Here is a 21,499-nt window from a genome sequence, read left to right as displayed (position 1 = left end):
TTCCGGGGGAGGAGCCGGACGGTCCGGGGGACGGGATCCGGTTCTGCATCCTGTATGTCTGCACGGGCAATCTCTGCCGCTCTCCGCTGGCGGAACGGCTGACCCGGTCGGTTCTGGGGCCGTGCCCGGCGCTTCAGGTGATCAGCGCCGGCACCCGGGCCGAGCCCGGCAGGCGGATGGCCGAGCGGTCGCGGCGCGTGCTGGTCCGGCTCGGCGGCGATCCCGGCGGGTTCGTCTCCCGCCGGTTGACCTCCGGCCTGCTGGCCACCGCCGACCTCGTGCTGACGGCCACCACCGAGCACCGCGCCACGTCGGTGGCCGGACATCTCCCGGCGGTCACCCGGGCCTTCACCATCGCCGAGTTCGGCGCACTGGCCCGGGCCGTGCCGGCCGACGCGGTCGGCCGGCACGAGGATCCCGTACGGCGGGCCCGCGCACTGGTCGCCGAGGTGCGCGCGCTGCGCGGGCTGGTCCATGTGGACCGGCCCGACATCCCCGACCCCTACGGCCGCTCCTGGCTCGCCCACCGGGCGGCGGGACGGAGGATCGCGAAATCACTCGCCGTCCCGCTCCGGCTGCTCACGCATTCACCGGCGTCTTGACCTTGGCCTTGGCCTCGGTGTCGTAGTCATAGTCGTAGCCGTAGTGCCGGTTGGTCTTGGCCGGCACGAAGTTCAGGACGGTGCCCACCACACGGGCATTGATCGACGACAGCATTCCCGCGGCGCGGGCGATGTGCTCCCGCCGGGTCTTGCCGTATCGTGCGACGAGCAGTGCGCCGTCGCAGAGCGCCGCGAGCGCCACGGCGTCGGTGACCGGCAGCAGCGGCGGCGCATCGATGATCACCATGTCGTAGCTGTCCACGAGCTCGCCGAGCACCGCACGCATCCCCTCCGAGCCAAGCAACTCGCTCGGGTTCGGTGGAATCTGCCCACTGGGCAGGACAGAGAGACCCGGTTGGCCCCAAGTCTGGATCACATCCTTCAGCCGTGTCTTGTCGATCAGCACGTCCGTGAGGCCCGTTGCCCCCTCGATCCCGAGATAGCTCGGGATGCGCGGGCGGCGGAGGTCCCCGTCCACCAGAATCACCCGCCACCCGGCCTGCGCGAGCGTGATCGCCAGGTTGGCGGAGATCGATGATTTCCCCTCACCGGGCAGGCAACTGGTGACCACGAGGGATTTCGGCTGCCGGTCGACGCCGATGAACTGCAGGTTGGTGCGGAGCGCCCGGAACGCCTCGGACCTGGAGGATCGGCCGTCGTTACGGATGATCAGGGGATGGCGGCGAGCGGCCCGCTCGTAGCCGATGATCCCGAGAATCGAGCTCTTCGTCGCGTCCTGGAGTACCTCACTCGTCTTGATGGTCGTGTCCAGATAGTCGCGGAGGACGAGCGAGCCGACGCCGACGGACAGCCCGATCACCAGGGCCAGCGCCAGGTTGACCAGCGGCCTGGGGCTGACCGGTTTCTTCGGCACATCCGCCTGGTCCACCACCGTGACCTTGATGGTGGCGCGGCTCTTGGGAGTGGGCCGCTCCAACTGGCTGATCAACCGGGTGAACGTGGCGCCCAGGGCGTTGGCCAGCCGCGCGGCGCGTGCGGCGTCGGTGTCGGTGACCGTGGCCCGCAGCAGCACGGTATCGGGGATCGCCTCGGCGGTGATGTTCGACTGAAGACGCTCGACGTCCTCCTCCCCGGTGATCTGGCTGACCACTCGGCGGCTGGTCAGCAGGTTGGCGTAGGACTTCACCCGCTGCGCCGACAGCACCCCCGCCTGGTAGGCGGTGGAGAGGCTGCCTTCCCTGTCGTGACCGGAGACCAGCATGGAGGTCGACGCGACGTACTTGGGCGGCGTGTTCATGGTGACGACCAGCGCCGCGGCCACTGAAATGATCAACGCCAGCAGGATGAGCGGCCAGTTTCTGCGTGCGAGCCGTACGTAGTGGAGGAGTCCCACCGGACTATCGCCGCCTTTCATGAATGATGGTCGGGTGCTTCTGGGGCCCGCTCGGTGAGTAGACCCGCACGCGCTGCGGCAGATTGATGAGGATGAGAGCTGCCCCGATCGCGGCGACCGTCGCGATGAGCGGTGAGATCCAGCCCAGGGCCATCGCCAGGGCAAGAGCGCCGGTGGCGGCCGCCACGGCGGCGAGAACGGCGGCCGTCATCCTTATGCTGAGGCCGAGCCGGCATAGCCGGTGGGAGACGTGGTCGGTTCCTCCCTGCAGCAGCGGCCGTCCGGCCCTCCTCCTCGACAGGATCACGACACCGGTGTCGACGGTCGCGACGAAGGTGGGCAGCAGCAAGCCGGCGATCACCGTGTCCGTGCTCCTCCCGGTGACCAGCAGGGCGGCGGAGCAGGCGATGACGAATCCGATGAACAACGACCCGGCGTCCCCCATGAAAACCTTCGCCGGCGCCCAGTTGTGCAGTAGGAATCCCAGGCTGGCGTGGGCCAGGGCCACCAGCAGCAGCCCGATCGCCGGTTGCGCGTAGACGAAGGCCATGCCCGCGAGGAAGGCGGCGCTGACCGCCGTGATGGTTCCCAGGGCGCCGTCCATGTTGTCGAGCAGGTTGAACGAATTGGTGATCACGACGATCCAGAGCCCGGTGATCGGGCCGTCCAGCCATCCTCCGGTCACCGTCGCCTGCACTCCGCCCAGGACGACCCCGAGGGCCGCCACCGCCTCGACCGCCAGCCGGGTGAGCGGGGACAGCGACGACAGGTCGTCGATCAGCCCCAGTAAGGCGATCGCCAGGGCGGCGATCATGATCGTGGCGGCCCGTTTGTCGGTCATGCCGAGGAGGGCGGCCGACGGGACGATCGTGCCGAGCATGACCGCCATGCCGCCGAGATAGGGGATGGACCGCTCGTGTACCTTGTGGCCCCCCGGTTGATCGGTGAGCCCCCAGCGCAGCGCGAGACGCCCCAGCAGTGGGGTGGTTCCGGCGGTCAGCAGACAGCCGGTCGCGCCCGCGATGATCACGCCGGCGCCGTTCACCGCTGCGACGCCGCCAGATCGGCGCGGGTCTCGGCGATGGTCTCGGCCAGGATGTCGTCCAGCGACCGCTTCGGCACCCACCCGGTGAGTTCGCGGAGCTTCGTGGTGTCGGGCACCCTGCGGGTCATGTCCTCGAAGCCCTCCTCATACGCCTCGGCGTAGGAGATGAGGTCGACCCCGGCCGTGGTCCCGGTGAACCCGATGATCAGTTTGGCGAGCTCCAGGATGCTCACCTCATCGTTGGAGCCCACATTGAAGGTCTGCCCGACCGCGCCGTCATGGTCGAGAAGCTTGACCAGCGCGTCGACCACGTCCCCGACATGGGCGAAGCACCTGGTCTGCGTGCCGTCGCCGAAGACGGTGAGCGGCGTGTTGCTGACCGCCTGCCGGATGAGGCGGGGGATGACCATGCCGTAGGCCGGGCTCTGACGTGGTCCCACCGTGTTGAACAGCCTGACGATGATCGTCGGCAGGCCGCGCTCCTTGTGGTAGGCGTTGGCCAGGATCTCGTCGACGGCCTTGGCCGTGCTGTAGGCCCACCTGACCACCGCCGGGCTGCCGAGGATGCGGTCGGAGAGTTCGGTGAGAGGGCCGCCGGAGTTCTTTCCGTAGATCTCGCTCGTGCTGGTGACGAGGATCTTCCGTCGGTAGCGGTGCGCCGCCTCGATCACGATCTCCGAGCCGCGGATGTTGGTTGTCAAGGACCGCAGCGGCTGCTCGACGATCAGCTTGACGCCGACCGCGGCGGCGAGATGGACGACCACGTCGCACCGGTGCACCAGTTCGTCCACCATGAGCTCGTCGAGAACCGAGCCGTGGACGACGCGCAGACGGGGGTTCCCGACGGCGTGGGCGAGGTTGGCCGAACGTCCGGTCGACAGATTGTCCAAGATCACGACGGAGTCCCCCCGCGCGAGCAGGGCGTCGGTCAGATGGGATCCGACGAAACCGCTTCCCCCGGTTATCAGGTACGTGGTCCCTGTTGAGTTACTCACCGACTTCTCCCGATTTCATGTGATGAAAGGCTGTTTGGTTTCCTGTGGATGGCGAAGAGGCGACATCAGGTACGCAGACCCGGCTCGTTCCGGCGGTTGGGAGATGAGTCATGGCCTTCTCGAACCAGGCCACGGTCATGCGGAGCCCGTCGTCCAGAGACACGGGCCGCACGCCGGGGAACAGATCGACGAGCAGCCGGGGAGAGGCCTGAGACTCCCGGATGTCGCCCGTGCGTGGGGGAAGGAACGTCGCCTCGATCGGCCGGCCCAGAACCGAGGCGAGGGCGTCCTTGAGAGAGAGCAGGGAGGCGCGCGTCCCGAACGCGAGGTTCACCGGTTTTCGGCTCGTCACCTGGTGGACGGCCGCGTCGACGAGGACGGCGATCACCGACCCCACGTAGGTGAAGTCGCGCGCCTGGTTGCCGTCCCCATGAATCGGCACCGGACGGCCGTGCAGAGCCGCCGACACGAACGTCGGGATGACGGCCGCGTAGGCGTGGTCGGCGGCCTGCAGGGGGCCGTAGACGTTGAAGAAGCGGAACGGCAGAACCGGCAGGCCGTAGCTTTCCGCGTACGCCAGGGCGTAGGCCTCCATGGCGAGCTTGCTCGCGCCGTACGGGCTGAGCGGCCGGGTGGGAAGGTCCTCGTGCTTGCGCGGCTCCCGGCGATCGCCGTAGACCGACGACGAGGACGCGAGGATCAGGTGCGGCCGGCTCCCCCGGCACGCCTCCAGCACGCGGAGAGTGCCCGTGACGTTGACAGTGTGCGTGGCCAGGGGGTCCTTCAGGGACCGGGGCACCGAGGGCCGGGCGGCGAGGTGGATCACGTGTGTGGAGCCGCCGACGAGCTCTGCCAGGAGACCCTCGTCCAGGATGCTCCCCGTCACGACGTCCACTCCGACGCCGTCGAGGTTCCGGAGGTCTCCGCTGCTCAGGTCGTCCAGGACCGTGACGCTCTCGACCTCGGAACGGGTGGTGAGCGCGCGGCAGACGTTCGCCCCGATGAACCCGGCGCCCCCTGTCACAAGGATTCTCATCTGGGCGTTCCCTCCAGGACCGAGCGAGACCGGTACGCCTCGCACAGCGACCGGTAAAGGGTTTCGGTGTCCGCGACCAGTCGCTCCACGCCGAACGAGGCCGTCGTCCAGCGGTGGGCGGAGTCGCCCATCCGGCGCGCGAGCGACGGGTCGCACAGCAGCCGCACGGTGTGCGCCGCCAGCTCGCCGGCGTCGGGCGCGGCCAGCAGCCCGGTGTGACCGTCCCTGACCACCTCGGCGACACTTCCCACACGCGTGGAGACGACCGGAGTCCCGGCCATCCCGGCCTCGATGAGGCTCAGCGGCATGCCCTCGTTGTCAGAGGTCAGCAGGACCACGTCGGCCGCGGCGTAGACCGTCTCCACGTCTCTCCTCCACCCCAGCAGGTGGAAGGAGTCGTGAAGGGGCCCGACGTCCCGTCCCATCTCTGGGCCCAGCTCGCCGTCTCCGCAGACGACGAAGCGGCACCCGGGGACGCTCCGGAGCACCGTGTGGGCCACATCGAGGAACCGGTCGGGGCGCTTGACCTGGGTGAGGCGGCCCACATACGCCACGACGGGCGCGTCCATCGGAAGGCCCAGAGAGATACGGGCAGTCCTGCGGTCGGGAACCCGGCCCAGCCGGACGCCGGGGGGGATCACGACGTACTGCTCCGGACGGCCGATCCCGGCCGCCAGCAGGTCCTCGCGCACCCGGGAGCCCACCGTCACCAACCGGTCGGACATCCTCGCGAGGAACCGTTCGGACTGTATGTAGAGGTGGCGCTTGGGCGGTGAGAAGTACCCGTGCAGGAGGTGGCCGTGGAAGACGTGTATCCGGGCCGAACCGGTACCGGACAGGCGGGCCGCCGTACGGCCGAGCGCGCCCGCCTTCGCCGTCCGGGTGTGGACGATGTGCGGGCGGAACTCCCGCATGTGGGAGATCAGGCGGATCAGGGTTCGGACGTCGTCGGCGGGCCTGACCGACCGGCCGAGGCCGGGAACCCGGTGAACCCGCACTGCCGAGTCGCGGAGCCGGAGATGCTCGCCCTCGCCGCCGTCGACGTAACCGGTGTAGAGGCGGTGGTCGAACTCATCGGGGTTCAGTCCTTCGGACAGTCCCAGTACCTGAGTGGCGGGGCCGCCCACATTCATCCGGGCGATTATTTCCATGACACGGATCCGACGGTCCGGCTTCACATGGGCTCCTCGATGACAGGCGTGGCTCACCTCGAAAAGCTAACTAGGGATTCGGCCCGTTCCGCCCGCGCCGTCGCGACGGTGGTGAAATGTTTTCTCGCTCCCTACCTGCACGTGATCGAGTCACGTTGCCAGGCACTGTGGCTGTCCGCGCCGTCTTATGGCCACGGGGACCACCCGATGGAATGCTCTGGCGGAAAGAATCGGCAGGGAAAGGTAATCACCGGATCATGGGCGACCTCCGGGCGTGCTGTTGTCCGGCCCTGGCGCTAGCGTCGCCGTCGCGGAGTCGCTCGCCGGTGGTTCAAATCGACCGTCGGTTCCTGTGGCGTCGTCCTGACGCGGACTGAAGGTCGCTTTCCATGGAATACTTCATCGTCGTCGCCGCCGCGGTGGCGCTCGCCTTTATCGTTCACGTGAACCTGGACGCGGGAGTGGCGCGCCGGGTGCTGCCGGTTCTGCTGGCCGCGTTCGCCGCCCGGCTGGCCGTCCATGTCCTGGTGATGCGGAGCGGTGTCTTCGACTACGGCGGCGACAACATGGGGTACGAGAGCAGGGCCCTGGGAATCGTCGAATACTGGAAGCGCGAGGGTTTCCAGTTCGTCACGGCCGAGGACATGAGCTACCTGGCCTCCGTCGCCGTGCCGTGTCAGGTCTTCGCGATCGTCGTCTACCTGTGCGACGGGCCTGCCCCACTCGCCTGCACCGCCGTCGTCGCGCTCCTCGCCTGCGCGCTCTGCGTCGTCGTGTACAAATTCGCACGGCTGATCGGCGCCGATGATCGCGCAGCATTCATGCTGCTTGTCGTGTCGGCATTCATGCCCGCATTCCTGCTGCACACCTCGGACACCTACAAAGACGGTTTCAACGCTTTCCTCGTGGTCACCAGCATTGGTCTGGGCGCTGCGATCGCGCGCCGTTTCGACATGCGCAGGCTGCTGACGCTCGCGCTGCTGCTGTGGGCGCTGTGGTACGTGCGGCCGTACATGGTTTTCATGTGCGCGGTGCCGCTGATCCTTGGTCTGGCGGGCCTGGGGAAGGCGTTCTCCATGCGGCGCGTGTTCGCCTTCGCGGTGTTGCTGGCGTTCGCTCTCCTGACTTTCGGAGGTGTTTACGACGGAGCCCCGACGGGGGTGATCCAGGAGCAGCTCGAGCTCGGCCAGTCGGAGGTCATCCGTCGTGCCAACGGAGACGGAGGGTCGGGTGTCGATTTCGAAGACGGCGGCAACCCGTGGAACGCGATCGGCCCCAAACTTCTCTACACGCTCCTGTCTCCGTTCCCCTGGACCCAGGGCGGCCCGGTGTTGCAATTCGGAAAGATAGACGTGCTCATCTGGTACTTCCTGCTTTACAACGCGGTGCGCGGAGCGCGCCGACTGTGGCGCCAGGACCGAGTGACACTCCTCATTCTCCTGTCGTTCGTCATCCCGGGCACGATCGCCTACGCGACGACCATGGCCAACATGGGCCTCATCTTCCGCCAGCGCATACCGATCATCATGGTGACGAGCGTGCTCGCCGCAGTGGCGTGGACGAAGGAAGCGCGGGACGGAGAGCAGCCTGCAGGTGATGTCGTGTCTCCAGGGTTTGACCGCACAGGTGGGGCTTCGAACGCGCAGGCAGGGCCCTCCACCGTGACCCGCGTCGACGGATGAGTCCTCAGCCGACCCGCTGCCCGGACCGGCGGCGGCGCCGGGCGATCACCTTGGAAGGCGTCAGCGGTGCCAGCGCCGAACCCACAGGCGTCAGCACCGCGCGTACATCGGACGGGCGCGGCAGCAGGGCGTGGAGGGGGAGGCGCGCCGACCGCGCGAACCATGACACTTCGATCGAGGCCATGAGGATGTAGGCGGCGGTGGACGCGAGGGCGGCGCCCAGCGCGCCCCATCGAGGAATCAACGCCACGTTGAGCAGGACGTTCGCCGTCAGAGCGCCGACGGAGATGAGAGTCATGGAGATCGGCCGGCCGAGCCGTACGAGATACTGTTCGACCAGCCGGATCAGGGAGAGCGCGATCGTTCCGGGGGCCAGCGCCAGCAGCGGGGCGACGCTGCCCGCGAAAGACCGGCCGTAGACCAGCGGGATCAGCACGGGGGAGACGGCGGCCAACGCCCCGATGAAAGCCGAGGAGAGGACCAGGTTGATCCGGAGGGCGCGAGCGGTGATCTGCTCGGCGTGATGGATGTCGCCGTGGGCCTGCCGGGGAAGCACGACCTTGGTGATCGCCTCCGCCGGGATGCCGGCGAGGGAGAGCATGGTGACCGCGACCGTGTAGATCCCGACGGCGGCGGCGGAGCTCAGGGCGTTCAGGAGCAGGATGTCAACGGTCATCAGGAGGTAGAAAGCCACCAGCCCGAGGTGATAGCGGCCTCCGAGGGCGAGTTGACGGCAGGCGAGCCTGCCCTCCATCCGTCGGGGACGCGGGCGGAGCGACCGGACGAGGAGAACGAAGGGGAGGATGATGGACGTCACCCAGCACACGATGACGGTGGTCACCGTGACGTGGCCGAGAGCCGTGAAGACCAGCAGCGGCAGGCACTGGGACAACGCGGTGGCGATGGTCCCGCGGTTGACGATGTCCATCCGCGACTGCAGGGACGCGATGCCTCTGAGGTTCGTGGCCGCCACGCCGAAGGGCACGGTGAGCAGTGCCAGGGCGAGCAGCGGAGACGTCGTCGGCATCGCGCCGGCCGTCATCAGCGCCAGCCCGGCCAGTGCGGTGGCCGTTCCCAGGGTCAAGCCGAGGACGAGGCCGTTGGCGAGGAGAGCACGCTGCCGTGTCTGGTCCGTCCACAGATAGATCTGTGACTTCTCGACGGACAGGTGGCCCAGCACGATGGCGGTGAGTGCCGTGGTCGCGATGACCGAGTAGATCCCCCGCCCTTCGGGCTGGATGGCGCGTGCGATGAGCACGCCCGTCACCGCGCCCAGCAGCACCCGTACCGTCTGGCTCCCGATGGTCTGGGCCACCCTGCCGAGGGGCGAGCTCAGATCTGCGGTACGGGGCATTGAACCTCGTCTCGGCTCCACGTGCCGGGTACGGCGTGCGTCCGGTGCCAGAGCTCGAACTGGAGCAGCGCCCACAGCCGGACGCTGTGGTCGACGCCGTCGATGTGCTGCCGAAGCAACTCCTGGACCGCCGCCGGCCGGAACAGGCCCCTGCCGCGGGCGGTGTCGTCGGTGAGCAGGTCGTGGGCCAGCTCCCGCAGTTCGCCGCGGAGCCAGGCGGCGAGCGGCACACCGAAGCCCTGCTTGGGATAGCGCAGCAGTTGCTGAGGGAGCCAGGGCGCCACCGCTCGTTTGAGCAGCAGCTTGGTCTGGCCGCGGCGGACATGGAACGCGCTGGGAAGAGCCGCCGCCCACTCCATCAGGTGGTGGTCCAGGAACGGCGAGCGGCCCTCCAACGAATTGGCCATCGTTGTGATGTCGACCTTGACCAGCAGGTCGCCCGGAAGGTAGGTGAGTGTGTCGACGTCCAGGACACGGCCGACGTCGGTCTCCGCCGACGAGTCTTGGAAGACCTCCTCGAGCAGACGGTAGCTGTCCACCTCCGCCAGCAGATCCCGGAGCGGGTCGCTGTAGATCGCGGACTTCTGCTCCGGCGTGAAGTAGGAGATCAGACGGGCATAGCGCTGCGACGGATGCGCCGCGGTGAACCCCATCAGCCGGCCCAGTCGCTGGGACCGGGATTTAGGGGCGCTCCGCTCGCTGATGAGGGCGCCGGTGCGCGCGAGCATCGCCGCGAAGGGCTGAGGGATGCACGGGATTCTGCGGGTCTGGTCCATCAGCGCGTAGCGCTGGTAACCGCCGAAGCACTCGTCTCCGCCGTCTCCGTTGAGCGCGACGGTGACATGCTGCCGGCTGAGCTGGGCTACGTAGAAACTGGGAATCGCCGAGGAGTCGGCGAACGGTTCGTCGAAGTGCCACGCGAGGCGAGGCAGGACGTCGAGAAGGTCCGACGTGACGACGAGCTCGTGGTGATCGGTGGAATACCGGTCGGCGACCATCCGCGCTTTGTGACGTTCGTCGTACCGGCTGTCCTCGAAACCGATGCTGAACGTCTTGACCGGCTCGTTGCTCTGCATCGCCATGGCGGCGACGATGGCGGAGGAGTCCACGCCGCCGGACAGGAACGCTCCGAGCGGGCGCTCGCTGACCATGCGGATCCGCGTCGCCTCCAGGAGGAGCTCACGTAGCCGCTCCTCCTCCGCCCGTTGGTCCACCACGGGCCGGGGAACACGGTTCAGCCGCCAGTAGCGGTCGACCGTGATCCCGCCGTCCTCCCAGACGAGCACATGGCCGGGCGGGAGTTTGTGAACGCCCTGGTAGATGGACCACGGTGCGGGGACGTAAAGGTAGGTCAGGTAGTGATGCAGGGCGACAGGGTCGATCTCCCGGTCCATGCCGGGGTCCCGCGCGAGGGACTTCAACTCGGACGCGAACCGGATCGAGGAGTGGTCGGATCGCCAGTAGAGAGGCTTCTTGCCCACCCTGTCCCTGGCCAGGACCAGGCGTCGGCGATCCCGGTCCCAGATGGCGAAGGCGAACATCCCCCGGAGCCGGTGCACCAGATCCACACCGAACTCCTCATAGAGATGCACGAGGCACTCGGAGTCTCCCGCGGTGCGCAGCCGGTGCCCCCTGGCGATCAGCATCTCGCGGAGTTCGGGGAAGTTGTAGATCTCGCCGTTGAACACGGCCACGACCCGGTTGTCCTCGCTGTAGACGGGCTGGTCGCCGGTCGCCACATCGATGATCGCCAGCCGGCGCATGCCGAGTGCCGCGTGTTCGTCACTGTGGAAGCCCGCGCCGTCGGGTCCCCGGTGCACCAGCACGTCGCACATGCGGCGGACCAGTCCGGGGTCCGGATGCGACATCGAAGCCATTCCGGCTATCCCGCACATCGGGCCTCCAGAAGTCGGTGATAAAGGTTGATGTGCTGCTCGGCCATGACGGCCACGTCGAGGTTCTTCCGCGCCCAGGCACGTGCCGCGGCTCCCAGCGCGGCGGCGAGCTCCGGATCGTCGAGGAGACGGCCCACCCCCTCGGCCAGCGCCGAAGGGCTGGAGGCGGGGACGAGGACGCCGCGGCCCTCGAGGAGTTCGGGCGTACCACCTACCGAGGTGGCGACGATCGGCCGGCCCGCCGCCATCGCCTCCATGACCGCGTTGCTCAGACCCTCGGACAGCGAGGGGAGGACCACCACGTCGGCGCGGGCCAGGAAGCCCGCCGTGTCCGTGCGGAATCCCAGGAAGCGGACGTCGACGCCGAGCACCGCCGCCTGCGTCTCCAGGTGACCACGTTCAGGACCTTCGCCGATGAGCACCACCGTGCATGCGCGCCCCTGCCGGGAGAGCACGGCGGCGGCGTCGATCAGGAAACGGTGGCCCTTCACCTTCAGAAGATTGGCCACGCAGAGAACCACCGGCAGAGAGGTGTCGACGTCCTCCGGCGTGACCGCGTCGAACGCCGACTCCGGAAGGCCGTTGTAGACCACGCTCAGTTTGTGCGCCGGCATGCGCTCGACCGCGCGGGTGTCCTCCGCGACGGCGACGGCGTTCGCGACGACGTGGTCGGTGATGCGGGTCGCGGCCCTCTCCGCGGCCAGCACCCACCTGCGTCTCCTCTTGAAGAAACTCTGGCTGCGCCGGCTGGCGACCACGACCGGCACCCGTGCCAACCGGGCGGCGGGCGCGCCGACGACGTAGCCGAAGTAGAGGAACGCGTGGAGCACCTGAGGCCTCAGGCGCCGCAGCAGGCGGAGCAGGGAGACGCAGGCGCGCAGGTTGCGAGCCAGTGCCGACGGCCCCGGCGAGAGGGGGACGAAGCCGAGGTGGTGTACCTCGACCCCGGCGGGGTGCGGGGTCTCCGCGTGCCGTCCGTCTCTCCGGAGGACGAGCACCTTTACGTCGATATTTCTTGCGCGGAGTTCCCGGGCCAGCAAGGAGAGCTGCGTCTCGGTGCCTCCCAGCGGCGTCAACTGCGGGATGACAAGCACGACGCGCCGAAGGCCGGACCTATCGCTGACCTCGCTGACCGCCACGACGTTATCCCTTCCGAAGGCGACTTTTAGCGTCGAAAACTGATTGAAACGGTCCGCGTCCGCGGTTCCTGGTCAGCGTGGCCGGTGGGTGTGTCGTACGGAGTGAAGGCGTGACGGCCTGGTCGAGCCGGTGCTTCGGCGGACATGGCTCTGAGGAGGGTGCGGGAATCCGGTCGCCGGGCCGGGGGCCGCCGGTTATTTGACGCCGCTGATCACGTACAGCCCGCGGTGACGCTCGATGGAGACCTCACGTAGGCCCAGTTCCCGCGTCCATCGCTCGAGGCGCCGCCGGGGCTGCGGCCTTTCGTACCGTGGTGAGAGCCAGTCGAAGGTGTCCAGCACCGACCAGTTCCGAGCGGTCTCCGCGTCCATCTGGCCCAGATGGCTGTGATTCGCCACCGGGACCAGCCGCGTCAGACACTGCCCCACCCGTGGAACGGCGCTGAGCTTCATGGACAGGGGCAGCAGCCTCGGCACGGTCCTCTCCACGAGGGCGTAGAGCTTGGCGGGAGGCACGCGTTTGGCGATCGGGCGCAGCAACTGCCGAGGATGCGTGTAGGCGATGATCGCCGCGTACACGTCGATGCAGAACCGGCCTCCGGGCCGGAGGTAACGGAACAGGGTCTTGAACGTCTTCTCGACGTCCGGGGTGTGCTGGATCACTCCACAGCAGAACAAGAAGTCGAACGACTCCTCAGGGAACGGCAGTTCGTAGATGCTGGCCTGGACGATTCTCAGATTGGGGAATCGGCCGTTCGAAGCGGCGTTGGCGTGCACGGCGCTTGAGATGTCGACCGACGTCACCTTGGCGCCGGTCTCACACAGCACCTCAGTGAACCGCCCCGCGCCGCTGCCGCATTCGAGAACGGTCTTCTCTTTCAGGTCGGAGACTGTCCAGCCGCTCGCGTTCATCAGCCGGTCGCGCGTGATCGGCATGCCGGAATGGGAGTCGAGCTGAGTCAGCCGGTGCCGGTTCCACTGGTATCCGAACCCCGCCGCGTAGTTGTCCCGGGGAACGAATCGTGGGATTCCGTCGTCGACGGGATACACGGTCGAACACGCATCGCACCGAAGCTCGGTTCCGGTACGGAGTGGGCCACGGCAGCGAAGGCAGCACAGCGCGGAGCACCAGGCGTTCTCGGTGTCCGTGCCACCGTCCACACGTTTGGAAAGAGTCATTCGATTGCCTATCCAGCGAGACAACAAGGGTGGCCAGGTCGGCCGCCCTGGTCCCGAGACATGTTACGTAACGTGACTGCATGGACACGAACATGCGGAAGGGTGTGTCCTGCGGCGGATCGCGGGAAAGACGCCGGGTTCCGCTCGGGGTCCGGTCCCTCCGGACCGGAGACGCCAGGGGCCGGACGGCGTCGCGGGAGGGGCGGGGGTATCCTCACCGGCCGTGACCGGACACGCGGTCACCGGCCGGTGAACCCGTCCGGTCACCGCGCCGGCCATGGTCACGGGGGCCGATCGGCACGTCCGGCCCCGTCGTGAACTTCTGGCGCATGACGCGTGAGTAGGTGCTCAGATACCGATCGACGAGTTTCTCGCTCGTGAGGTTGTCCGCCACCCACGCCCGCGCCGAGGCGCGCAGCCGCTCCGCGAGCGCGTCGTCGGTGAGCAGCCGCTGGATCGCGTCCGCCAGCGCGGTGACGTCGGCTGGAGGCACGAGTAGCCCGCGGCCCTCTCCGAGCAGCTCGGGGACACCGCCGACGGTCGTCGACACCGTGGGGAGCCCGGCGGCCATCGCCTCCATGACGCAGTTTCCCAGGGCCTCCGCCAGCGTCGGATGGACCATGATCTCGGCACGGGCCAGCCACGCGCCCACGTCGGTCCGGAAACCAAGGAAACGGACGTCGATTCCGAGCTCTTCCACCTGCCTCTCCAGCCTGCCGCGCTCCGGCCCGTCTCCGATCAGGACGACGGTGCACTTCAGCCCCCGGCGTTCGAGGAGTGCCGTGGCGTCGAGCAGGTAGCGGTGACCCTTGAGAGGGTGAAGTCTGCTCACACAGACGATGACGGGGAGTTCCGTCTCCAGGGGAGCCGGGTTCTGCGGGAGGAACGCCGCGGGTGGGAGGCCGTTGTGGATCACGCTGACCTTGTGGCGGACGCGGAAGCGGCTCACGAGCTCGTCCGCGATGCTCTGGCTGACCGGAACGATGTGATCGGCCAGACGGTTGGCGGTCCTGTCCACGAGAGAGGTCAGACGGCTCCAGCCGATGATCGTCAGTGGTGTGTGGCGTCCCGCCACCACCAGGGGGACCCCCGCCAACCTGCCCGCCGGCACGCCGATGGCATAGGCGTGGAACAGGTGGGCGTGGAGCACATGCGGCCGGGTGCGGCGCAGGAGGCGCACGAGACGGCAGAACGCCGCGATGCCGTACAAGAGCGCTCGCCACCGGCCCGCGGCGCTGATGGTCCGGAAGCGCAGGTGCGTGACGGGGACGCCCGCGTCCCGGAGGCGCGCTTCGAAGGGGCCTCCGTCGAACAGCAGCAGCACGCGGCTGTCAATGCCGCGGGCGCGCATTTCCGCGGCGCGCAGTACGACCTGGCTTTCCGCGCCGCCTATTCCCATAGTGCCGATCATGTAGAAGACACGCAGTTCGCGTGTACCCGCCAGATGACGGCTCCGCCTGCGGCGTCGCCTCTTGAGGCTGCTCATCATGGTCGTAGCATTACAGGCCGCGAATGCGTCTGCGCTGCAAGAGGCGGTGTGTCTCGACGGTGCCGCTTACTATCGTCTTTTCGGGATGTGTCCATATTTAATTGGTTTCTCGGCCGCCATTGCCCGCAGGTCGGGCAGGCATTCGGGATCAGCCGGGTATGGATCTCCCGCCGGGCGTCACGCACGTCTGCCGGACCGGTGGCGCGCCTCCCGGTCATCGGCCGACTCCGCGCTCCGGCACGCCCGCTGTGCGGCCCGTCCGCCCGTTCATAAATTTTTCGGACATTCCCCACCCTCCGGAAAGCGCGGGGAATCTCGCCGTCCCCGCCGTACCGGTGGGCCTGTATGAACGGCTGGCAAAGACATCGAAAAACGCGGCAGTCCAAATCCGGCCAGGACGCTCGTATCGTGAGACTTGCGTGCATGGCCAAGACTCCGCACCTTGAACGCTCCTCGCCGGACCCCGTCACGCTTACGGGAGAAGTGCAGGCGAATGAAACTCCGCACGGACGGGGATGGGCCATCCGGTGGCGGAGATTCTGGTGCTTCTACGCGCTCAGGTGGTTTCCGGCGGTGTTTGCAGCCGTCTTCGCGATGATGGTGCTGAGTCACTTCGGGGTTTCTGTCCGGGACATGGTGTGTTTTGGAATTTATGTCGCGCTGGGGCTTATGCTTCCGGGGCTGCTGCTGATCCGCGCCCTGTACGGCGGCAGGTGGACGCTGACGGAGGAGCTCGCCCTCGGGCTGGTGCTGGGCTACGCGATCGAGGTGCTCACCTACATCGCCGCCCGCGCGGCTGGGATGCCACTGCTTGTCATCGCTTGGCCGATCGTCACCTATGCGGTCTTCGCCGCCGTCCCCCGTCTGAGACGGCACTGGAAGGGCGGGCCTCGCCCCACCGCGCCGATCTGGTGGTCCTGGTCCCTCGCCCTGGTCACGGCCTACCTGGTCGTCTGGAGCGCCGCCAGGTTCTTCAAACTGCACGCCCTGACCTGGCCGGCGCTCGGATCCGTCAGTCTCGACATGCCGTTCCACCTGGCGCTGATCGGTGAGTTGAAGCACCACATGCCGCCCACGGTGCCGATGGTCGCGGGGGAGCCCCTCTTCTACCACTGGTTCGTCTACGCCCACTTCGCGTCGGCGAGCTGGATCACCGGCGTCGAGCCGCTGGTACTGCTGTTCAGGCTGGTCATGCTGCCCATGATGGTCGCGTTCACCGTTCTGATAGGGATGATCGGGCGGCGCGTGGTGGGCTCATGGGCGGCCGCGCTGCTGGCCATGGCGGGCGCCCTCTTCCTGGAGGGGCCGAACCTGTACTCCGGCATGGAGGTCGGAGTGTTCACGTGGAGACCCACGCAGACGTGGCAGAGCCCCACCCAGGCCTTCGGGGCTCTGCTCTTCGCACCGGTGGTCCTCCTCCTGGTCGATATTCTCGATCGCCGGCGGAGCACCCCCGGCAGGTGGCTGCTCCTGGGGGTCTTCCTCGTGGCGGTGATGGGGGCCAAGGCCACTTATCTGCCCCTGGTCGCCGCAGGCCTGGTCGCGATCGGCGTGATCGAGGTGGTGCGACGTCGCCGGATCCCCCGGCACGCGCTCGCTTCGCTGGCGATCACCGCGGCGTGCTTCGGCTACGCCCAGTTCGTACTGTTCGGCCAGGCGCGTCTGGGGATGTCAGCCGATCCGCTCGCCATGATGCGCAGCGTCTGGGGAGAACTGACCGGCCTGGGCGAAGAGGCCGAGCCGCCGCTCGCCTCGGCTCTCGCTGTCACGCTGCTGTACCTGATGAGCTGGGTCATAGGGTGGTGCGGGATCGGCGGCCTGCTGAGCCGGCCCCGGCTGCTCATGCGACCGGCGGTGGTGCTGATGCTCGGTATCGGTGCCGCGGGGATCGGCGCCACGCTCTTTTTCGGGCACCCCCAACACGCTGAACGCTACTTCTCCGTGGCGTCCTATCCCTATCTGGGAATCGTCGCAGTCTACGGGCTCTCCGTCATCCTGCGGCGGGCCCGGGTGCCGGTGCGCGCGACAGCGTGCGTGGCCGGCGCGGCGATCGTGGTGACCTGTCTGACCCGTACGGTCTTCGGCGTCCGGGTTCCCCTGAGCCCGGGGCAGGACGAGTTCCTCCTGTATCGGCCGTACATCGTCCTGACGGTCCTCGCCCTGCTCGCGACCGGCGTGCTCTTCTCCGTCAGCAGACGGCGCCTCGTCGTCGCCGGGGCTCTCACGATCTCGATGATCGCGGCCGCGGGCCTGCCCGCCGCCTTCGCCCTCCGCGTTCTTCCGGCGGGTATCCCCGCCCCGGCAGGCGGCGGCACCGTCACAGCCCCCGTCGCTGAGGCGCAGATGATCCCGCGAAACGCCCTGACCGCCGGACGGTGGTTGCGTGCCCACTCGGACCCGGACGATCTGGTCGCCACGAACACCCATTGCCGCTGGGGGTTCGAAAACCCCTGCGACAGCCGTGAGTTCTGGGGGGCAGCTCTGACCGAACGACGCGTGCTGGTGGAGGGCTGGGCGTTCACTCCGACGAATCACCAGCAGTGGCGCAGAGGCCTCACGACCGAGTATCTGCCGTTCTGGGACCACGAACGGATCCAGCTCAATGACGCGGCCTTCCAATCCCCCTCGACTGCTTCGATTCAACGGCTGCGGGCGCGCTACGGCGTGCGCTGGCTGTTCGTCGACGAGCGGCGGATGAGCCCGCATCACGGGATCGGCGATGCCGCGACCCTTCGATTCCGCTCCGGCGACTACGCCGTTTACCAGGTGCCAGGCGGTACGACATGATTCCTTTCAACCGGACACATATCTCGGAGAACGAGCTCGACTACCTGACGGAGGCCGTGCGCGGGGGATTCACCTGCGGAGACGGGCCGTTCACCCGGGAGGCCGGCGGGCTTCTGCGTGAGATGACCGGTGCAGGTCATGTCCTGTTGACCACCTCCTGCACGCACGCGCTGGAGATGTCGGCGATTCTGCTCGGCATCGAGCCCGGTGACGAGGTGATCATGCCCTCGTTCACCTTCATGTCGGCGGCCAACGCCTTTGCCCTGAGAGGTGCGGTCCCCGTATTCGTCGATTGCCGCCCGGACACCCTGAATCTGGATGAGCGCCTCCTGGAAGCCGCCGTCACCGATCGCACGCGGGCCGTCGTGGTCGTCCACTACGCGGGTGTCGCCTGCGAGATGGAGGCCATCGGCAAGCTCTGCGAGCGGTACGACCTCGCCCTGGTCGAGGACAACGCCCACGGTCTTGGCGGCTTCTACCGGGATCTGCCCCTCGGGTCGTTCGGAAGCCTGGCGACGCAGAGTTTCCACGCGACGAAGAACGTGCAGTGCGGGGAGGGCGGTGCGCTGCTTCTGAACGACGCCGGCCTGGTCGCGCGCGCCGAGATCATCCGGGAGAAGGGCACTGACCGCAGCCAGTTCTTCCGCGGCCTGGTGGACAAGTACAGATGGGTCGACATCGGATCGAGTTATCTCCCGTCCGACGTTCTCGCCGCCCAGTTGACCGCCCAATTGGAGTCGTTCGGCACGATCCAGGCCCGGCGTCATGCCGTATGGCGCAGGTACCACGATGAACTGGCGAGCTGGAGCGCGGCGAACGGGGTGGCCCGGCCGACGATTCCGGAAGGCTGCGCCCATCCGGCGCATCTGTACTACCTCCTGCTTCCGGACCTGGCGAACCGGCAGGCGTTGATCGCCCACCTGTCGACGAGGGGTGTGCAGGCGGCGTTCCACTACCAGTCGCTGCACGCCGCGCCCGCGGGAGTGCGATACGGGCGAGTGGCCCCGGGGGGGTGTCCGGTTACCGAGGAGGTCGCCGACCGCCTCATACGGCTGCCGTTGTTCGCTGACCTGGCCGAGGCCGACGTCGACCGCGTGATCGACGCTGTCCGGGCCTACGTGGTGAGCTGATGGCGCGCGGCGTGCTCCAGACGCGAGTCGTACGGGCGCGGGGGTCGTCGCCGGAGCCCGCCCGGTCCGGGTGGCGGACCTTGCTCCGGGCACTGGGGGACCAGCGCGTCGTCTACCTGATGGCCGGAGCCGTGACGGCTGTGGTCTACTACGCCCTCCTGGGCCTGGGACTGCTCGCCGCCGGAGAGCGGATTCCTTATGTCCCCCTGCTGGTGGCCTGCCAGTTCGTCACCTCGGTGATCGTCTATCCGGGGTACAGGCTGATGGTTTTCCGCGCTTGCGGGAAGTCATGGCTCGCGGGTTATCTACGGTTCTACGCGGTCGGGCTGGGCTTCCTGGTGGCATCCGTCGTCGGCGTCCCGGTCCTGGTGGAATTCGCTGGAATTCCGATTATGGTGGCGCAGGGGCTGATAATAGTCGTGAATCCGCCGCTAAGCTACGTCGCCCACCGGATATGGACGTTTCGCGATCGCGGAAAAATCTGACCTTGTCGAGATACCACGTGCTCTTTGACAAAGGCGAAGGATGGCGGTGAGTCGCTCATTGGAGCTGCGCGTAAATTGAGCGTACAGACGGTCGCCATGGCCGAGCATTCTTGGCGGAAGGACCTGACAACCATGAAGGCACTCGTTCTGGCGGGTGGCAAAGGGACGAGGCTGCGCCCGCTGACGCATACCTCGGCGAAGCAACTGGTCCCCGTCGCCAACAAACCGGTGCTCTACTACGGGCTCGAAGCGATACGGGACGCGGGCATCAGGAGTGTCGGGATCATCGTCGGCGACACCGCTCACGAGGTCCGGGAAGTGGTCGGGGACGGCTCGAAGTTCGATCTCGACGTGACCTACATCCACCAGGCGGCTCCTCTGGGGCTCGCGCACTGCGTCCTGATCGCCCGAGAGTTCCTCGCCGATGAGCCGTTCGTGATGTACCTGGGCGACAACTTCCTGGTGGGTGGCATCACCGACCTGGTGGATGCCTTCCGCGCGGCCGACAACGACGCCCAGATCCTGCTCACGAGAGTCGCCGAGCCGCAGTTCTACGGAGTCGCCGAACTCGGGCCGGACGGCGAGATCATCGGGCTGGAGGAGAAGCCGGAGCATCCGCGTAGCGATCTCGCGATCGTGGGGGTCTACACCTTCTCACCGGCCATTCACGAGGCGGTCAGGGCGATCACACCCTCCGCCCGCGGCGAGCTGGAGATCACGGACGCCGTCAAATGGCTCATCGACAATGGTGGCCGCGTCCGTTCGCACTTCGTCAGCGGCTACTGGAGGGACACCGGGCGGCTGCAGGACATGCTGGAGTGCAATCGCATCGTCCTGGAGGCGATCGAACCGGACGTCCGGGGAACCGTGGACGGATTCTCGGAGATAACGGGGCGCGTGGTCATCGAACCCGGCGCGGTGATAGAGAACTCGGTGATCCGGGGGCCCGCGGTCGTCGGCGCCCACAGCAAGATCAGTGGCTCGTACATCGGTCCCTACACCTCGATCGCCGAGGGCTGCGTGCTGGAGGATTCCGAAGTGCAGTACAGCATCGTTCTGGGGGAGTCCGCCATCAGGGGCGTCTCTGGGCTCACGTACTCCCTGATCGGCCGGAACGTCGAGGTCAGCAAGGCCAGGGGAGTGCCCAACACGCACCAGCTCATGGTCGGCGACCACAGCAGGATCCAGGTGCGGGCATGAGAGTCCTCGTCCCGGGCGGCGCCGGATTCATCGGCTCCCACTACGCGCGGTCGCTGCTGTCCGGAAGATACCCCGGCTACGAGGACGTCCACGTGACGGTGCTGGACAAGCTCACCTACGCGGGCAACCTGGCGAATCTGCGCCCGGTGGCCGGGCATCCACGCCTCACGTTCGTCAGAGGGGACATCACCGACGCTCGGCTGCTGGCCGAAGTGGTGCCTGGACACGACGTGATCGTGAACTTCGCCGCCGAGACACATGTCGACCGGTCGATAAGCGGTCCCGGGGAGTTCGTGGTCACCAACGTCCACGGCACGCAGTGTCTCCTGCAGGCGGCGCTCGACACCGGCGTGCGCACGGTCGTCCAGGTCTCCACAGACGAAGTGTACGGATCCATCGACGTGGGCTCCTGGACCGAGTCGGAGCCACTGCTGCCCAACTCGCCCTACTCGGCTGCGAAGGCGGGGGCCGATCTTCTCTGCCGCGCCTACCACCGGACCCACGGGCTCGACGTACGGGTGACCCGCTGTTCCAACAACTACGGCCAGTATCAGTATCCGGAGAAGGTCATCCCGCTCTTCGTCACCAACCTCATCGACGGACACCCGGTGCCCCTGTACGGCGACGGCCGTCACGTCCGCGAGTGGCTGCACGTCGACGATCACTGCCAGGGCATCCACTTGGTGCTGGACAAGGGTTCAGGCGGTGAGGTCTACAACATCGGCGGTGGGGTCGAGCTGACCAACAGGGAGCTCACGGAACGGCTGCTCGCGGCGTTCGGCGTGGGCTGGGAGATGGTCGAGCGGGCGCCGGACAGGCTCGGACACGACCGGCGCTACTCCGTGGACAGCAACAAGATCGCGGCGATCGGCTACGAACCCCGTATCGACTTCGACGAGGGGCTCGACCAGGTCGTGCGGTGGTACCGCGATCACCAGGACTGGTGGCGCCCACTGAAGAGGGCCGATCGGTGAAC

General features: G+C 67.6%; 17 protein-coding genes and 1 pseudogene. 7 read left to right on the top strand and 11 right to left on the bottom strand.

Annotated features, from left to right (window positions below):
* Positions 1 to 602: arsenate reductase/protein-tyrosine-phosphatase family protein (locus CA984_RS09085; protein ID WP_086570212.1), on the top strand; the 602-nt coding region annotated here is incomplete at its 5' end.
* On the opposite strand, the gene CA984_RS09080 is transcribed toward CA984_RS09085, so the two are convergent.
* Genes CA984_RS09080 through CA984_RS09060 form a run of 5 tightly spaced genes read right to left on the bottom strand, consistent with a single transcriptional unit; the run spans position 580 to position 6,183 of the window.
* The gene (locus CA984_RS09080; RefSeq protein WP_086570211.1) at positions 580 to 1,977 is read right to left on the bottom strand and encodes a tyrosine-protein kinase domain-containing protein; all 1,398 of its coding nucleotides are present in this window, start codon (positions 1,975 to 1,977) and stop codon (positions 580 to 582) included. The genes CA984_RS09085 and CA984_RS09080 overlap by 23 nt on opposite strands.
* On the bottom strand, positions 1,961 to 3,001 hold the full coding sequence (locus tag CA984_RS09075) for a glycosyltransferase family 4 protein (RefSeq protein WP_086570210.1): 1,041 nt from the start codon (positions 2,999 to 3,001) through the stop codon (positions 1,961 to 1,963). Before CA984_RS09075 ends, CA984_RS09080 begins: the two co-directional genes overlap by 17 nt.
* Entirely contained in the window at positions 2,998 to 3,996 is a 999-nt protein-coding gene (locus CA984_RS09070; RefSeq protein ID WP_086570209.1) for an NAD-dependent epimerase/dehydratase family protein, read from the bottom strand. Before CA984_RS09070 ends, CA984_RS09075 begins: the two co-directional genes overlap by 4 nt.
* Positions 3,989 to 5,032 (bottom strand): NAD-dependent epimerase/dehydratase family protein, encoded by a 1,044-nt coding sequence (locus CA984_RS09065; protein ID WP_086570208.1) that lies wholly within the window; start codon positions 5,030 to 5,032, stop codon positions 3,989 to 3,991. The genes CA984_RS09070 and CA984_RS09065 overlap by 8 nt, the downstream gene beginning before the upstream one ends.
* Positions 5,029 to 6,183 (bottom strand): glycosyltransferase, encoded by a 1,155-nt coding sequence (locus CA984_RS09060; protein WP_242675828.1) that lies wholly within the window; start codon positions 6,181 to 6,183, stop codon positions 5,029 to 5,031. The genes CA984_RS09065 and CA984_RS09060 overlap by 4 nt, the downstream gene beginning before the upstream one ends.
* Positions 6,184 to 6,572: 389 nt before the next feature.
* On the opposite strand from CA984_RS09060, the gene CA984_RS09055 reads away from it, so the two are divergent.
* Positions 6,573 to 7,865, top strand: a complete 1,293-nt coding sequence (locus tag CA984_RS09055; RefSeq protein WP_086570204.1) for a hypothetical protein — start codon at positions 6,573 to 6,575, stop codon at positions 7,863 to 7,865.
* A 4-nt stretch (positions 7,866 to 7,869) separates the two neighbouring features.
* Here the strand turns inward: CA984_RS09055 and CA984_RS09050 are convergent, their stop codons facing one another.
* The 6 genes and pseudogenes from CA984_RS09050 to CA984_RS09030 all read right to left on the bottom strand — a co-directional run bounded on the left by CA984_RS09050 (position 7,870) and on the right by CA984_RS09030 (position 14,831).
* Positions 7,870 to 9,219 (bottom strand): oligosaccharide flippase family protein, encoded by a 1,350-nt coding sequence (locus CA984_RS09050; RefSeq protein ID WP_086570202.1) that lies wholly within the window; start codon positions 9,217 to 9,219, stop codon positions 7,870 to 7,872.
* Entirely contained in the window at positions 9,198 to 11,087 is a 1,890-nt protein-coding gene (gene asnB, locus CA984_RS09045) for an asparagine synthase (glutamine-hydrolyzing) (protein ID WP_165781170.1), read from the bottom strand. Before asnB ends, CA984_RS09050 begins: the two co-directional genes overlap by 22 nt.
* A 14-nt stretch (positions 11,088 to 11,101) precedes the next feature.
* Positions 11,102 to 12,190 carry a glycosyltransferase gene (locus tag CA984_RS09040; RefSeq protein WP_165781169.1) on the bottom strand — a complete coding sequence of 363 codons (1,089 nt, stop codon included), beginning with the start codon at positions 12,188 to 12,190 and terminating at the stop codon, positions 11,102 to 11,104.
* Positions 12,191 to 12,448: 258 nt separating this feature from the next.
* Entirely contained in the window at positions 12,449 to 13,189 is a 741-nt protein-coding gene (locus CA984_RS09035) for a class I SAM-dependent methyltransferase (protein ID WP_165781168.1), read from the bottom strand.
* Between the two features lie 105 nt (positions 13,190 to 13,294).
* Positions 13,295 to 13,432, bottom strand: a pseudogene (locus CA984_RS49225) (hypothetical protein); the annotation flags it as partial.
* Between the two features lie 214 nt (positions 13,433 to 13,646).
* Positions 13,647 to 14,831 carry a glycosyltransferase gene (locus tag CA984_RS09030; RefSeq protein ID WP_165781167.1) on the bottom strand — a complete coding sequence of 395 codons (1,185 nt, stop codon included), beginning with the start codon at positions 14,829 to 14,831 and terminating at the stop codon, positions 13,647 to 13,649.
* A 759-nt stretch (positions 14,832 to 15,590) separates the two neighbouring features.
* Between CA984_RS09030 and CA984_RS09025 the strand changes: the two genes are divergently transcribed.
* From CA984_RS09025 to rfbB, 5 genes are all read left to right on the top strand, one after another.
* Positions 15,591 to 17,708, top strand: coding sequence for a hypothetical protein (locus CA984_RS09025; RefSeq protein WP_086570190.1), 2,118 nt, complete (start codon positions 15,591 to 15,593; stop codon positions 17,706 to 17,708).
* A complete protein-coding gene (gene rffA / locus CA984_RS09020) occupies positions 17,705 to 18,838 on the top strand; it encodes a dTDP-4-amino-4,6-dideoxygalactose transaminase (protein WP_086570187.1) in 1,134 nt (377 codons plus the stop codon). Before CA984_RS09025 ends, rffA begins: the two co-directional genes overlap by 4 nt.
* A gap of 80 nt (positions 18,839 to 18,918) precedes the next feature.
* On the top strand, positions 18,919 to 19,323 hold the full coding sequence (locus CA984_RS09015) for a GtrA family protein (RefSeq protein WP_165781166.1): 405 nt from the start codon (positions 18,919 to 18,921) through the stop codon (positions 19,321 to 19,323).
* A 132-nt stretch (positions 19,324 to 19,455) separates the two neighbouring features.
* Entirely contained in the window at positions 19,456 to 20,523 is a 1,068-nt protein-coding gene (locus tag CA984_RS09010) for a glucose-1-phosphate thymidylyltransferase (protein WP_086570183.1), read from the top strand.
* Positions 20,520 to 21,497: a dTDP-glucose 4,6-dehydratase gene (gene rfbB / locus CA984_RS09005; RefSeq protein ID WP_086570181.1), complete on the top strand. Its 978-nt coding sequence runs from the start codon at positions 20,520 to 20,522 to the stop codon at positions 21,495 to 21,497. Before CA984_RS09010 ends, rfbB begins: the two co-directional genes overlap by 4 nt.
* The last annotated feature ends 2 nt before the right edge of the window (positions 21,498 to 21,499 follow it).

The sequence above is a fragment of the Streptosporangium minutum genome (assembly GCF_002149035.1).
Classification (GTDB): Bacteria; Actinomycetota; Actinomycetes; order Streptosporangiales; family Streptosporangiaceae; genus Streptosporangium; species Streptosporangium minutum.
Note: the sequence above shows the minus strand (reverse complement) of the source record. Positions and strands in the feature narration are given on the sequence as shown.

Coding starts and splice junctions, on each gene's coding strand:
- CA984_RS09080 (WP_086570211.1), bottom strand. CDS start 1,977: ATGAAAGGCGGCGATAGTCCGGTGGGACTCCTCCACTACGTACGGCTC.
- CA984_RS09065 (WP_086570208.1), bottom strand. CDS start 5,032: ATGAGAATCCTTGTGACAGGGGGCGCCGGGTTCATCGGGGCGAACGTC.
- CA984_RS09060 (WP_242675828.1), bottom strand. CDS start 6,183: ATGGAAATAATCGCCCGGATGAATGTGGGCGGCCCCGCCACTCAGGTA.
- CA984_RS09055 (WP_086570204.1), top strand. CDS start 6,573: ATGGAATACTTCATCGTCGTCGCCGCCGCGGTGGCGCTCGCCTTTATC.
- CA984_RS09050 (WP_086570202.1), bottom strand. CDS start 9,219: ATGCCCCGTACCGCAGATCTGAGCTCGCCCCTCGGCAGGGTGGCCCAG.
- asnB (WP_165781170.1), bottom strand. CDS start 11,087: ATGTCGCATCCGGACCCCGGACTGGTCCGCCGCATGTGCGACGTGCTG.
- CA984_RS09035 (WP_165781168.1), bottom strand. CDS start 13,189: ATGCCGATCACGCGCGACCGGCTGATGAACGCGAGCGGCTGGACAGTC.
- CA984_RS09030 (WP_165781167.1), bottom strand. CDS start 14,831: ATGGGAATAGGCGGCGCGGAAAGCCAGGTCGTACTGCGCGCCGCGGAA.
- CA984_RS09025 (WP_086570190.1), top strand. CDS start 15,591: ATGCTTCCGGGGCTGCTGCTGATCCGCGCCCTGTACGGCGGCAGGTGG.
- rffA (WP_086570187.1), top strand. CDS start 17,705: ATGATTCCTTTCAACCGGACACATATCTCGGAGAACGAGCTCGACTAC.
- CA984_RS09010 (WP_086570183.1), top strand. CDS start 19,456: ATGAAGGCACTCGTTCTGGCGGGTGGCAAAGGGACGAGGCTGCGCCCG.
- rfbB (WP_086570181.1), top strand. CDS start 20,520: ATGAGAGTCCTCGTCCCGGGCGGCGCCGGATTCATCGGCTCCCACTAC.